The sequence below is a fragment of the Bifidobacterium colobi genome (genome assembly GCF_018555455.1).
Lineage (GTDB): Bacteria > Actinomycetota > Actinomycetes > Actinomycetales > Bifidobacteriaceae > Bifidobacterium > Bifidobacterium colobi.
Map to the genome: position 1 here is coordinate 37133 of NZ_JAFEJU010000010.1, position 14818 is coordinate 51950.

The 14818-nt window shown below is 60.3% G+C and carries 6 protein-coding genes; all 6 read left to right on the forward strand.

The features are described 5' to 3' along the window. Positions 1–2 precede the first annotated feature (2 nt). Genes JS530_RS10115 through JS530_RS10140 form a run of 6 tightly spaced genes read left to right on the forward strand, consistent with a single transcriptional unit; the run spans position 3 to position 13986 of the window. Positions 3–815 carry a F0F1 ATP synthase subunit gamma gene (locus tag JS530_RS10115; RefSeq protein WP_214377041.1) on the forward strand — a complete coding sequence of 271 codons (813 nt, stop codon included), beginning with the start codon at positions 3–5 and terminating at the stop codon, positions 813–815. Further along, on the forward strand, positions 815–2170 hold the full coding sequence (gene atpD, locus JS530_RS10120) for a F0F1 ATP synthase subunit beta (RefSeq protein ID WP_214377042.1): 1356 nt from the start codon (positions 815–817) through the stop codon (positions 2168–2170). The genes JS530_RS10115 and atpD overlap by 1 nt, the downstream gene beginning before the upstream one ends. Before the next feature lie 7 nt (positions 2171–2177). Beyond that, positions 2178–2429 carry a hypothetical protein gene (locus JS530_RS10125; protein WP_214377043.1) on the forward strand — a complete coding sequence of 84 codons (252 nt, stop codon included), beginning with the start codon at positions 2178–2180 and terminating at the stop codon, positions 2427–2429. Between the two features lie 9 nt (positions 2430–2438). Further along, complete coding sequence (locus JS530_RS10130; protein WP_214377044.1) at positions 2439–3266, forward strand: hypothetical protein; 828 nt, start codon at positions 2439–2441, stop codon at positions 3264–3266. Beyond that, a complete protein-coding gene (locus tag JS530_RS10135) occupies positions 3263–4012 on the forward strand; it encodes a hypothetical protein (RefSeq protein WP_214377045.1) in 750 nt (249 codons plus the stop codon). Before JS530_RS10130 ends, JS530_RS10135 begins: the two co-directional genes overlap by 4 nt. Before the next feature lie 29 nt (positions 4013–4041). After that, positions 4042–13986: a beta strand repeat-containing protein gene (locus JS530_RS10140; protein WP_214377046.1), complete on the forward strand. Its 9945-nt coding sequence runs from the start codon at positions 4042–4044 to the stop codon at positions 13984–13986. The last annotated feature ends 832 nt before the right edge of the window (positions 13987–14818 follow it).

Below are 14818 nucleotides of genomic sequence, written 5' to 3' on the forward strand. Positions count from 1 at the left end.
CCATGAGCATCAAGGTAAAAAACGTGGTCAAGGTCATGAACTTCCATGCCCTGCTGCGCGTCGACGCCGCCAAACGGCACGCCGACCAGTATCAGGTCCTAGAACGTGAGGTTGAGTCGATGATGGACAACATCGCGAACAACCGCAACTTCATCCTTGACAAGAAGGCGCTGCGCCCGAATCCCAAAGCCCCCGAGCTGGTGATCTACATCGGCTCCGACTTCGGATTCTGCGGCAACTACAACTCTCAGGTCAACGATCTGCTGGCCCAAGCCTCGCCGGATACGGACGCGATCATCATCGGCAAGAAACTGCACCACACGAACGCCAACGTGCTGATGCGCGTGGAGAAGGATGAACTCGACGCCAATCCGCACATGTTGGAAAACATTGTGGCCGAAAGCATCCGCGAGATGAAGCACCGCAAGGTGTCCATCGTCTACAACCGCTACGAGAACGCCTCCAGCATCCATCTGGACACCAAAACCGTGTTCCCGGTGGAGGTTGACGACAGCGCAGGCAAGGAACACCCGTACGACTACGACGATGACTTCGTGGTGGAGGGCAACATCAACGATCTGATGCGCGATCTGACGATGCTGTACATCAACTACGAGATCAGACTGTGCATGGTGAACGCCAACGCCTCGGAAAACGTGCTGAGGCAAAGCACCACCAGTGAATCGTTGAAGAAGATCGACGAAAGGGAAGAAGAGGAACTCAAGTGGGAGCGCAAACAGCGCCGCGCACAAGAGTTCAAGAAGGTCATCGAGAGTTTCGTGACCCTGAAATCCGAGGAAGGCAGGCCACGCTGATGCGAGTGGGCAAAATCATTTCCATTTCCGAACTCAATGTGGAAGTTCTGATCGACGACGCGAAGGTCTCCTACCATGACCTGCTGCGCGTGCCGCTGCCGAACGGTGGCGCACTGCGCTTGGAGGTGCAGGAGGTCAACGGCCGCATGGTCAAGACCATTCCGCTGGGCTCCGTGATCGGCCTCAAGAAGGGCCTGGATGTTGAGAGCGTGGGCGAAGGCCTCTCCGCCGAATACTCCGACCAGATTCTGGGCCGCGTGTTCGACTCCTACGGCGATCCGCTCGACGGCCGCCCGCTCAACTCGGTGCACCGACGCAACGTGTACGATCGCGACCTCGACTTCAACGAGATCGACATCAACGGCGACGTGCTGTGGACCGGCATCAAGGTGCTTGACTTCTTCGCCCCGATGCAGAAGGGCTACAAGATGGGTCTGCTCGGCGGTGCAGGCGTGGGCAAAACCGTGCTCATCAAGGAGCTCATCAACAACGTGTACAAGGGCTGCAACTCGAACTCCGTGTTCGTGGGCGTGGGCGAACGCTCCCGCGAAGGCAAGGAGCTCTACGATGAGATGACCGAAGCCGACCTGCTCGACAAGATGTCCGTGGTGTTCGGCCAGATGGGCGAGAACTCCGCAGCCCGCTCCAAGGCCGTGTTCTCCGGCCTGACGCTCGCCGAATACCTGCGTGACGTCAAGCATCAGGACGTGCTGCTGTTCATCGACAACATCTACCGTTTCGTGCAGGCGGCCAGCGAAATCAACGCCGAACTGCAGAACATGCCGATCGAGAATGGCTACCCGGCCAGCATCGAAAGCGATGTGGCCGAAGTGGAGGAGCGCATCAACTCCACCGGCAACGGTTCCATCACCTCCTTCCAGGCCATCTACATCCCGGCCGACGATCTGACCGACGTGGCCGTGCAGACCATCTCCTCCCACTTGGACGGCCAGATCGTGCTCGACCGTAAGGTGGCCGAGAAGGGCCTGTACCCGGCCATCGACGTGTTCCGCACGCGAAGCAACATGATCGACGTGGAGAAGATCGGCCAGCGCCACTACCACCTGGTCGAAGAGACGATCCGCTACCTGGCCCGCTACCAGGAGCTGGAGGAGATCATCGCCGTGCTTGGCATCGAGGAACTCTCCGCAGCCGACCGCCAGATCTTCCACCGCGCCCGCAAGCTGAGGAACTACTTCACCCAGCCGATGTTCGTGGCCGAGAACTTCACCGGCATCCCCGGCAAGTTCGTGGCCATCGGCGACGTGCTCAACGATGTGGAGAACATCTTGAACGGCGTCTATGACTCGGTGGACGAGGACAAGTTCCTCTTCATCGGCGCCATCGGTAAGTGAGCCGCATATGGCAGGCAAGATCACGGCGAAGATCTTCGACTTCGCTCACGGGCTACGGCAGTACGAGGACGTTCGATTGATTCGATTGAAGTCCAAGACCTACCAGCTGGCCATTATGGAAGACCATCTGCCGCTGCTCGGCACCATCGAGCAAGGCTCACTGGAAATCGTCACCGACACCGACCGTGCGATGCTCGAACACATCGACGGCTACTACATGCATAAAAAGAACGTGTTCGAGCTGATTGTGAAGGAGTAACCACACACGATGATGGAGTTGCTGTTCAGCTACGTCTATGACTTCAGGGAGTTCATCTGCGTGAGCGCCCTGGCGGTCATTGCGGCCGCATGCGTGCTGCCGTGGCTGGCCGGACGCTTCGACTACCGATCCGGGCGCGGCACGGTGATGTTCCTGCTGCACCGCATCACGGTACGCGAGGCGATCAATCTGGCCGCCGATGTGCTGATGATGCTCTTCGTTATCACCAACGTGGTATTCGGCAAGGAGATCGCCATCAACTCGGTGGCGGCACTCCTCGTGTTCGGCATCATGATCGTGGCCACGAACTTCCAGCTGCGCACGCTGATCATTGAAATCCTTGACTGCGCACTGTTGAGCGCCCTGCTGATCGCCGGCGACATCATGGGCCAGTATTTGGCTCTGGTGCGCTTGGACGTCAGCGTACTGGTGCTGTACGTGGCACTGAACGTGTTCACCATCACGTACGCGATTTTCATGTGCGTGCAGCATGTGCTCGATTTGAAGGCGCGCAGGCAGGACACCTTGGCCAACAAGCTGGAGCGGCAGGCTGACATCGCCCATGAGGCGCAGATGGAAGCCGAGGCTCAAGCGGCCGGCGACGCATTCCTCAACCGGTACGCCGATGGGCAGGATACTGCTGTGCAGTCGGCTGATTCAGCGGCTGCCGCACCAGATGATGCACCAGATGCAGCACCGCAGTCGCCAGCAGCAACCACAGCAGCACTGGCACTAAGCACAGCACCGAGCACAGCACAACAATCATCGAACCCAGCACTGGCACCGAACCCAGCACCTAATCCAGCACAGACTTTGACGAAGGAGGCGGCACAATGAGCAGCACCGCAACGGCACCCAAGCATCGCGCGGCGCATAAGCAGCCCCGCCGCAACTTCTGGAACCGCAAGTATTCCGTCATTCTGCTGATTCTGGTGATCGCGGCGCTCGCCGTCTGGCCCACCTACCGATTCATGCATCGCAAGGAAACGCTGGTCTTGGATCAGCAGATGACCCAGGTGGTCTCCGGCGTGGATAACGTCTACGCGCAAGGCACCCGACTGGTCAAGGAGGATTCCGGCGTGGTGGTGTCCGGCTCTGAACGCCAGCTCGGCCAGTACCCGCTGTATGCGGCCAAAGGCAAGCAGCGCATGGTGCTGCCCGCCAGCTATGAGGTGGTGTTCCCGCTGGATGATTCCAAGTTGGCCCGCGTGAACTACTTCACCGAGATTTTCCGCCGTGACAACGCCTACTTCGCCCAAGCCAATGGCAAGGAGGCCGCACTCGGCAACGCCTTCCTGTTCGATGGCGAAAACACGTACGTGTTCCTGGAGAAGACCACGCTCATGTGGCGCAACGGTCAGGCCGAACTCGGCCCGATGTCGTACGTGACCGTGGGCTACGGCCAGGACATGATCTACTACGACGCCACTTCCGGCGACAGCAAGAAGATCAACAGCGCCGGCGAAGTGAAGGCCCTTCTCAATAACGATGTGACCGTGCACCTTGATACAGACACGCTTGAGCGCAGGGGCCAGCAGCAGCTGCTGTATGGCGACCCGAGCAAGCTCGCGTTGTTGCAGTAAACGTAGGCGGTGAGAGTATGAGCGAGGCAATGGCAGGAAACAATAACAGCGACCAGTTCACGGCGTCGCCGAATATGAGCGAGCTTGCCGGCACTGTAGTGGGCGGCAACGAGCAGGATAATGCGAATGGCAAGGGCGGCTTCTGGCAGCGTTTGCGCCGCAATGGCAACACCGAAGTCGATCAGGAGACGCGCGACACCCGCCGCGGCAGCATGATTGTGCTCATCGCACTGGTGATCGCCGTGGTGGCCGGCCTGTTCATTATGCATCTGACCCGATTCGTGCCCGAAGGCACGGTGGACTACCGCGGTTATGTGATCTCCCAAACCGATCTGGAAACCCGCTTGGCCGACGCCAAGAAGTCCGACCGCACCTTGCAGATGACCAAGGTGAACGCGAACGATGAGATCTTCTCGCGCCTCGGCAAGTACTACTTGGGTGCCACGGATACGCAGATCAATCTGCGCTTCCCGCAGTTCTTCAATGATGATCAGGCGCTGCAGTTCCTTTCATCCACCGGCACGCTGTACGACTCCTATTGGGAAACCCATGAAGTCGAGCAGGGCCGTATTCTGACCGCTGGCACGCTCTACGACCGCTTCAAGACCACCGCCGAACCGGAAACCTACCTGTTCTACGGCACTGGTTCCGGCGCCTACATCAACTCCGTGCCGTTCACCATCACCACGCTCGGCAACGTGTACACGATCCCATCCAACGCGATTCTGTACCCGCAGGAGCAGTCGCTGCACTACTACACGGCCACCAAAGACGGCCGACTGGTGATGCACACCATCACCGACCTTGAGAAAACCAGCAAAGTCAAGATCGATGATCAGAAGCTGAGCTGGCATGCGCTGCTCGTAAACCTCGGTGTAATCGGCAACGAAACCAGCACCGTGGCACTGACCGAACCCGAAACCAAGAACGAGGAGCAGCCGGCGGAGAACAAGACCGAAACCCCGGCCGCCCAAGCCACGGCACAAGCCGCCAACACCGCGCTCGCGCCGGCCACCGGCACCGCACAAGGTACAGCGCAGGGCAACGGCACCGGCAACGGCCAGGGCACCCCGAGCACGCCGAACGTAGACACCAGCTTCGTGGAACCGTCCATCGCCGTCTCCAACCTCGACTCCACCGTCTACTCGGCTTCGATGAGCGTGGATTTGAAGGATCCGCAAGGCCATTTGGTCAAGAGCCGCGCCCAGATTCAGATTTGGGCCAACGGCCGCATGGTGATGCGTAAATACGTGCGTTCCTCCGGCAAGCTCACACTGAACAACCTCGAAGCCGGCACCACCTACACCATTCGCCCGGTGCTCAACTACACCGACCAGAACGGCAAGGAGCAGGAGAAAACCCTGCCCGATCAGACCGTGACCACCAAGGGCGTGGACCAGCTCAACCCGATCACCTTCACCGCCACCAACGGTGACTTGTTCGCCAAGCAGATTCAGCTCAAAGGCCTCGCCGTCACCAGCGATCTGAGCGATGAGGCGATCGCCGGCATGTACACGGTCTCCGTGGAAATCAAGGGCAACAAGGACACCAATCCCATCAACTTCAACCTGTCCGCCGCGCAAATCGCGAACCTCAAAACCGGCAAGGCATTCGACTGGCTGTCCGCCCAGCGCCTGAGCAGCAATCAGGACAACGTGACCTACACCATCCACGTTGCCGACCGCTCCGGCAACCAGCTCGTCGTCATCGGCGGCACCGGCACCACGCGCACCAGCAAGCAGGCGCCGAGCGTCTCGTTGCGCGTAGTGGCCAACCGCATCAGCGATGTGCAGCTGCGCGTGCAATTGCAGAACCCGGATCTGGTGGAGCTCAAGAACTATCGCATGACGATCCTTGACTCCGGCAATGAGATCAAGAAGGTTGAGCTCAACGGCAACGTGTCCGACCAGACCTTAAGTTTCGATGATCTGGATGCCAACAAGGTGCTGACCATCCGCATCGAATCCACCTATGATCTGAACGACAATCAGGGAGACCGCGATGCGGTGATGCTCGAAACCCGCATCGTGACCGTGCCGCTTTCCACACTCGGCTACATCAACACCGTGACCACCATCAACGAGGTGAAATCCAACACGGTGGACATGATGCTGCATGTCAACATGACGCAGACCGACTCCCGCCTGGTGCAGCTCATCAAGAGCCTCACCATGCACATCTACGATGAAGACGGCAACGAAATCATCACCAAGACCTTGGATGGCAGCGCGGCCGAAGACCTGCGCGCCGGCAAGGATGTGCACGTGGATTTGGAAGGCCTGCTCTCCCAGCATGTGTACAAGATCGCGCTGACCTCCGTAGTGCATCACGGCACCACTGACTACACGGATATCCGCGTGGTGAACAACGTGACCGAATTCAAGACGATGCGCTCGCCTGCCCTGATCCAGATCAAGGACAAGGTGGTAGCCGGCGGCACTGTGCGCTTCAAGGTGCGCGCGGTGGATCCGGACGGCACTGTGGTAGACGGCTATGTGGGCTTGAAGGTGTCCGACAACGCTCATCAGGTGATCGACGCGCGCAAGATCAACACCACCAAGAACGGCGATGATCCGAACGCCGGATGGATCGATTACGAGATCGATAATCTGACCGGCGGCAACACGTACTTCTTCGACTTCTACGCACTCGAATACAACGAGGGCTTCACCAACGCCACCCGTCAGCTCAACTACCAGTTCCCGAGCCCGCCATCCTTCCAGGAGCGCATCTCCTCACAGATCACCGGCTCGCTGAAGCTGAAGCAGATCAAGGCGAACCGTGACGGTTCGATGGCCACCTCCTTCCGCTACTCGGTGTCCGATCCGGAGCATCATATTCAAGACAAGAAGTACTACTTCGACGTTTACGATGATTCCGGCAAGCTCTACAAGCGCTACGACTACCGTATGAATGCGGATGCCACGCTGATCACCGATGCCGAGCAGGACGTGACCATCGATTTGCCGCGCAATAAGCAGTACACGGTCAAGCTCGTGATCTACGACAACACCACCAGCTCCTCAGGCGACACCGAACCGGTGGAAACCGTGCTCGGCACGCTCGACGTGGACACCTCCAATGAGGTGAACTATATTGCCACGCCGCAGGAACTCTACGATGTGGCCAAGAACCCGACCGGCCATTACGTGGTGATCGCCGACCTCGACCTGACTCAGGCGGGCGACACCGGCACGGTGACCGGCGCCTTCAAGGGCCAGATCGACTTCCAGGGCTACAACGTGACCTTCCGCGCCTCCAACGCGCGCCGCGCGGTCTTTGAGCGCAACGAGGGCACGCTGAAGAACATCGTGCTCAACACGGGTATCAAGGATTCCTCCGACGTTGACAACGCTTCCGGTTTCGTGCTCAGCAACGCGGGCGTCATCGAAAATGCGATGGTCACGTTCGCAGAATCCACGGCGGGCACGTACGGCAACGATACGGTGGCCGGCATTATTCTCAACAATGAGTCCAAGGGCGTGCTGCGCAACTTCGTGATTAACGCCACCGCCAGCCTCGTGGCCAAGCACAAGGCCGCCTACGGCGTGGCCTCCAACTCCGGCAAGGTGTACGACGGTTACGTGTACGGTTCGGCGCTCGATGCCAGCCGCGCGAACGACAACATGTTCCTATTCAACAAGGATAACGAAACCGGCACGGACGATCCGTATGCCATCACCAACCCGGATGCCTACAAGCAGGTGGGTGGCATCATCGGCGGCAACAATGCCAGCGGTAGTGCTCAGGAACTGTATTCCACCATCGACATCATCTGGCCGACCTGGCATACCGGTTCCGATCTGGACAATGGCAATATCCGTTACGACGAATCCTCGGTGGGCGCACTGGTCGGCATGAACTGGGGCACCGCCAGCAACATGGTGAGCTCCATCACCAGCGAACCGACCAGCTCCGAACTGTTCGCCTACGGTCCGGTGGTGGGTCGCAACGGCGACAATAAGGCCGCCAACTCCGAGGTCTACTACACTGCCAACTCGTACTTCAGCAACACCAACCTTGCCAAGCGTGTGAGCAAGCTGACGTTGAACGATGTGGACTTCCACAACAGCACCCTGAACGGTGTGGATAATGGCGTGCAGTTCGATGCGGACAACTACATCAACATCGGCTACTACGCGCACCTGCACATGCCGTCCGTCATGCCATCCCAGCCGATGCTGGCACTGCCGGACGTGGACGATACGGAAGCCGTGGAAGTCAAGTCCATCACCGTGGTGGAGCACGACGATAGCTCGGCTACTTTGGACATCCTGCTCAACAACCCGGGCTCCGGTGCCGTCAGAGCCATCGGCGTGGGCGATATGGGCAACGTGAAGATCGTCTCCCAGACCCAGGGTCTGCGCCAGACGGTGGTGCGCGTGGCCATCTCCAACCCGGAGCGCTTCGTATCCAAGTACAGCATCACCAAGGTGACCGTGGCCAACAACTACACGGGCGGCCGTGACATCACCCGCACCTACGCGGCCGGTGAGAAGACCTTCGACGTGGACTTCTTCCGGTACATCACCAACAACACCGATTGGGCCCAGTACGTGGCCAAGGACGGTACGGAGAACTACAAGCTTCAAGCCAACCTGAACATGACCGGTGTGGATACCTCGCTGATCTACGCCAAGCAGATCACCGGTATTCTGGACGGCAACGGTCATACGGTGGCCAACGCGTACATTGACGCCACCAATAATGCTGGTTACCAGACGATTTTCAACAATGTCACCGGACAGATTCGGAACATCAACTTCCAGAACATCTCCGGCTCCAACTTCCGCGGCATCATCCTGACCAGCCAGATTGGCTCGGGTGGCGAGCAGCCGGTATTGGAGAACATCCATTTGGAGAAGATCACCATCAACGGCTCGCTTACCGGCGGTACCTCGTACAACCAGGGCACGTTGGCCGCCGTCGCCAAGAGCACGGTGATCCGCAACGTGGGCGCCAATGACGTGACCTTCCATCCGGCCGATCGCAACAGTGCCGCGACATGGACCTTCGGCGGCTTGGTCGGCACTTTGCTCGGCGGCGGAAGCATGGAAAACAGCTACGTCTCCGGCCTGAAGATGACCATCGACTGGACCAAGGGCCCGTTCATCTATGCCGGTATCGGCGGTCTGATCGGCAACCTGAACTCCGGCTCATGGGCCAAGAACGTATATGCCGCAGGCGTGATGAACATCAACACCACCGGCAACATCGGCGGTCTGATTGGTGCCGGCAGCGGCGTGACCACCAATGCGTTCACCGACATGAAGATCAACATCACCGGCGACATCTTCCACCAGTCTATTAGTTCGGCCGGCATGTTCGGCGTGAACTCCAGCAGCGTGGGCAGCAACCTGCTGGTCACCGGCGACATGACTTCCGCCGCGGCCAACAGCGTGAGCAAGCGCGTGGCCCGCAGTGCGAACGATGCCGACGTGGCCGCCAAGACCAACTCGTATGCGGCCGCGGAAATGCTGGTCAACGGCTACCGTCAGGATCCGGACACCGTGACCGACGCCACCGGCGTGCTCACCTACGAGCAGCTCACCGATCCGACCACCTACACGGACACGATCCAGCTTGGTGACCAGTTCGACGTGAGCGGCGTGACGGCCGGCAACCTGCCGAAGCTCTACAAGGCCGGCACCACCGAACTGCTGCCCGGTCAGGTGGATCTGCCGCTGCGCGAGAACACCGGCGGCACGGTGACCGTGACCGGCATCACCACCTCCGGTACCGTGACCGACGCCTCCGCACGACTCGTGCTCAACATCACCCACCCGGTGGGCTATACGGTCAAGTCCGTAACCTTCGGCAACCTCAAGGCCACAGTGGTGGACCAGCAGGTGCAGCCGGGCGGCGTGACCTCCAATGTGGTGGTGGATGTGACCGCGCAGAAGTATTACGACGCGTACACGCTCACCTCGATCACCGGCACGGATGCCTCCGGCAAGGAGACAACCACCGAAACCGACGTGCGCCTCGACCAGCCGTTCTACAAGCAGATCGGTTCGGTGGCCGATTGGAACAACATCGACCCCACCTCTGACGAGAACTACCGCATCACCACGGATATTGCGTTCACCGCGGACCAGTCGGCCCGCATGCGCCGCAATATTCAGGCGAACCGTGTGGTAGGCCCGACCGACCGCCACGTGACGCTCTCCGGCATCACCCTGAACCTGGACGGCAATGCGATCGATGCCAACTCCGCGAACGTGTTCGACTCCATCGACACTGAATTCGCCAACGTGGATGTCAAGGACTTCACCATCGACGTGGTGCCGGCCGGAGCCACCAGCTCCAACTACAGCGGTGCCGTGGCGTTCATCCGCAGCGCAGTCGGCTCCGTGCACGATGTGAACATCACCGGCCTGCGCATCAATCAGAACAATACGAATCTGCACAAGGGCAACGGCGTGGGCTTCATCGCCACCTCCGACTTCGCGCGCGGCTCGCTGTCCGGCAGCAACATCGTCATCGATGATGCCAAGGTCAACGGTGGCACCTACGTGGGCGCTATACGCGGCGGTGCGAACGGCTTCTACAACATCACCGGTGTGCGCGCCACGAACATCGACGTGATGGGCGGCTCCACCAACCTTGGTGGCTTGGCAGGCTCGGCCACCTACTTCGCATCCCTGTACGCCGAACACATCAACGTGCACACCGATGCCAACTCGGCCACGCTGATTGGTGGCATCCGCGGTTCCGGCGACTGGTCGGAAGTGAATGGCGCCATTATCAAGGATGTGACCGTCAACGCGCCGAACGCCACCGGCTATGTGGGCGGCGTGGCTGCGGCCGGTCCGGTGAAGTACGTGACCGCGGAGCAGATCACCGTCAACGCGCCGAACGCTCGGGAAGTTGGCGGTTTGGTCGGTGGCAACAGCCGCGCTTCGGTGACCTACAGCGCTTTGCGCAACAGTACGGTGACCGGCGGCAGCGACGTGGGCGGTTTGGCCGGCCACCTCGGCAACGGCGGCTCGTATGTGAACTACATTAGCGACGTGACCGTGACCGGTGACACTGCGGTCGGTGGCCTGTACGGCGAAGGCTACGCGTCCGCCGAAGGCCTGACCAACAACACCGGCGGCGTGGTGAACGTGACCGTGTCCGGTAGCGCGGACGTGGGTGGTGTGATCGGCCTTGGCTACTCCGATGTGCAGGGCACCTACGTGCGCGGCACCACGGTGACCGCTTCCAACGGCAACGCAGGCGGTATCGCAGGCCGTTACCGTGGCCGACTGCAGCATACGCTGAGCGACAATTCGATTCAGGCAACCGTGACTTCCAGCACCGGTAACGCCGGCGGCGTGCTCGGCTACTGGGATCAGGTGGCTGGCACCAACGGCTACAACGATCTGAACATCAGCAACAATGTGATTGCCGGCCTCGGATCTGACGCACAGGCCATCACCGGCGGCGCGAATGCCGGCGGCCTGGTGGGTACCAGCAGCGTGCAGCGCTACTACCGTGAGTGGACCGGCAACATTCTGCTGGCTGATGTGACCGTATCCAGTTCCGGTTCCTCCGGATCCGTGGCCGCCTTCGATATCGGCGGTGCGGACGGCTCGCAGCTCACGGTGAAGATGCGCGTGCACAACTCCGTGCACATCCAGCATCAGGATGCTACGGACGCGGTGAAGCCGAACCGTGTGGACGGTTCCGGCAATGCCGTGGATGTGGCCTCCGTGGTGGACTCCGCATATCTGGCCGATTCCGCGAACTATACGGCGATTGGATTCGCGGCCGCCAACAATACGAACGGCACATGGACGTGGGATCTCTCGATGCCGGCGGGCGGCAATATGCCGAACGTGTGGATGCGTGGCAACACCGCGGGCGTGAGCCTTGCCGGTGCCGCTGGTATTCCGCCGTCTGGCGAGGATCCGACCGCATACCGCGTGGCCTTGCAGGACGCACAGTCCGCCATCGCCATTCCGGGTGACGCGGCCGCGGGCGCAAGCCTGTTCAGCCTGCGCCGCGCAGATGCCGCGGTCGAGCTGCCATCGGTGGAGGCGTACACCTCCGGCGTGAACAGCGTGAACCTCGAGTTCAGCGGCGATGCCGTGGATGGCCTGAGCGCTGCTGCGGGTGCCTCCGCGTCGAGCACCTCCTCGTCGAGCGCCTCCGCGTCCGCTTCCTCGGGCACCTCCGCGTCCACTTCTTCGCCGGATTCCGGTGATTCCGTCGCGCAGACGGGTTCTGAGGATGCAAATGCGTCGGATTCCGCGGAATCCGACGCCGGCAGTGGCTTGAGCGTCACGCTGAACGGAGACGCGTCGACCACACGCGAAATCACCGCACGCACGATGACCGTGGATTGGGACTTCGCCAAGGCCCTGAAGATCACCGTCAGCAATGGCGTCAAGTCCAAGACCATCACCGTGAAGCCGGAGTCCGTAGAGCGCCATGTGATGACCTACGGCAAGGGCTACTACTACATCAGCGACGCTGGCGTAGTGGGTGCATCCGGCACCCTGCCGGGCGCGTTCGTGCACCTGTACGACGGCAAGGCATTGACCACCGACGGCCACATCCTCGACGTCTCCACCGGCAACGAGCTGGGCACTGTATCCGGTGCTTCCTGGGCTGCTGAGACCAAGGCGCTGGGCAGCTTCGAGCTGGGCGGCGCCACGGTCGAGTCGTATGGTTCGTACAGTCAGGTGGGTAGCGCAGCTGGTGATGCTGCGGATGTTGCGGGTAATGCTCAGTCTGAGTCTGCGCAGTCTGGCACTGCACAGTCTGATGGCGCTGCTCAGTCTGATGCAGCACAGTCGGACAGCACTGCTCAGTCTGATGCAGCACAGTCGGATGCGAATAATGCCACCCCGAGCGATGCTGCAAACGCTGGGGGAGAGGCTGCACAGTCCGACTCCGCTGAGTCTGTGACTGCTGACGCTGCAGGCACTGCACAGTCGAACAGCACTGCACAGTCCTCCTCGGCAACCCGCCGCATGCGACTGATTGTGAAGAACGGTCGCCTCGGTGCAGTCGACGGTTCGCTCGACGTGGTGCCTGACTCGCTGATCTTCGACTCGGTGAGCGGCAAGCAGTACGAAACCGTGCTCGGCACCGACGGTGTGATGCTCAACCTGGGCGATGCGCTGAATCTGCCGGACAGCTTCCGTAACAGCGGCATCGCGTACATGACTAACAATCTGAATTCCGAATCGCATTACGTGCTGTTCGAGTACGCCGACGGTGCCAAGGCCGGCTACGACTACGTGACCGGCGACACCCTGTTCGAGCAGGGCGGTGCGGCCGCTGAGTCCACGAGTCTGTTCAGCTTCGCTCGTGCGATGTTCATGCAGCGCTCGCCGTTCGCCACTGGCAAGTCCACTTCGGTGTTCCAGAAGGCCAAGGCGCTCGCCGGCAAGCTGCAGTCCGACCCGATCAGCAGCGTGCAGGCTGGCGGGGCTGATGCTGATTCAGATTCCGCGGGTGCAGGCAAGTCTGGTGCCAAGGCTGGCTCGGGCGCGGGCGATTCCGCCAAGTCGGATGGCTCATCTACTTCCGGTTCTGAGAACGCGTCTGGCACGGGCGAGTCGGATGACTCCAGCTCCTCGGCGGATTCCGGTGATTCCGCCGCAAGCACTGGCTCTGACTCCAGCTCCTCTGACTCCAGCTCCTCTGACTCCTCGTCGAGCGAGCCGGATGCGGCTACGAACAGCGACGCGTCCAAGGCCTTCAGCGGGGTGAACAGCCAGTACGTGCCGTTCTACAACGCCGAAACCGAGCAGTATGAGGTCTACTCGTCCGACGAACTGCTGAACGCCGATAAGGCTCATGCCACGAGCGAAACCGCGAAGATCAACGCGTCCGACACGTTGAAGCGCTACTACGCCATGCCTGATCTGCGCGTGGCCGTGCGCAACAACCTGCCTGGCTTCCTGATCGCCGGCGGTCTCGCGCTCGCAGTGCTGGCCGGCCTGGCCTACCTCGAGTTCCGTCGCCGTCGCAGCTAGCGCCATTTGCTCGCGCGCCCTAACTCTAGCTCCCCTCGATGGAGGGGAGCTTTTTTTATTGCATAGCAGTCTGGAAGTGGATTGGCACTGTTGCCCCCTGACTCTGGCTCCCCTTGTCAGGGGAGCTGGCGCCCGTAGGCGACTGAGGGGTAGTCATCCCCAGAGAGCGTCCGAGTCTAGGTAGTTAATAGCTCCCCCTCGATGGAGGGGAGCTTTTCTATTGCATAGCAGTCTGGAAGTGAATTGGCACTGTTGAATGATCTGGTGCCATATGGGGTGCTCTATGGATTTGCGCAGTCTTCGGCTCACTTTGTCGGGGAAGTCGGTCCGGCCTTGCAGCGCGCGTATTTCAGCCGGAACTCTGGCTCCCCTTGTCAGGGGAGCTGGCGCCCGTAGGCGACTGAGGGGTAGTCATCAGCGCTGCAGACCTTCTGGGCCAACGTGGTATGAGGATGAATTCTGTACACTCGTCCGGCTGTGCGCGGGCGAACACGATATCGAGCCGGGATTTTGCGAGTTGGCCTGGTTTGGGCGTGCGAACACGGCAATGAATGCGGTTTTTGCGAGTTGGCCCGTGGAATAGCGGGCCGCTATGAGATACGCATGTGATTATGCATGTTGGCCCGCTCGCTTCCGGGCCAAAATGGTGTTTGGGAGAGAAGCGCTATGTTGGCCCGCTCGCCTGAAAAGGAAAACCGCGGAATTCCGCCATTCTTAAAAAATAGGTCAAAATGCCTCACCGGGCCACTGTGCAAAAAGTGTTCGAAATTCCATAGTGTCCCGGTCCCGGGCGGGCGAACACGGTTTTCGGAAAGGATTTTGCGAGTTGGCC

Bases quoted from the DNA above. Each gene is read 5' to 3' on its own strand.
- JS530_RS10115 (WP_214377041.1), top strand. From the start codon at position 3: ATGAGCATCAAGGTAAAAAACGTGGTCAAGGTCATGAACTTCCATGCC.
- atpD (WP_214377042.1), top strand. From the start codon at position 815: ATGCGAGTGGGCAAAATCATTTCCATTTCCGAACTCAATGTGGAAGTT.
- JS530_RS10125 (WP_214377043.1), top strand. From the start codon at position 2,178: ATGGCAGGCAAGATCACGGCGAAGATCTTCGACTTCGCTCACGGGCTA.
- JS530_RS10130 (WP_214377044.1), top strand. From the start codon at position 2,439: ATGATGGAGTTGCTGTTCAGCTACGTCTATGACTTCAGGGAGTTCATC.
- JS530_RS10135 (WP_214377045.1), top strand. From the start codon at position 3,263: ATGAGCAGCACCGCAACGGCACCCAAGCATCGCGCGGCGCATAAGCAG.
- JS530_RS10140 (WP_214377046.1), top strand. From the start codon at position 4,042: ATGGCAGGAAACAATAACAGCGACCAGTTCACGGCGTCGCCGAATATG.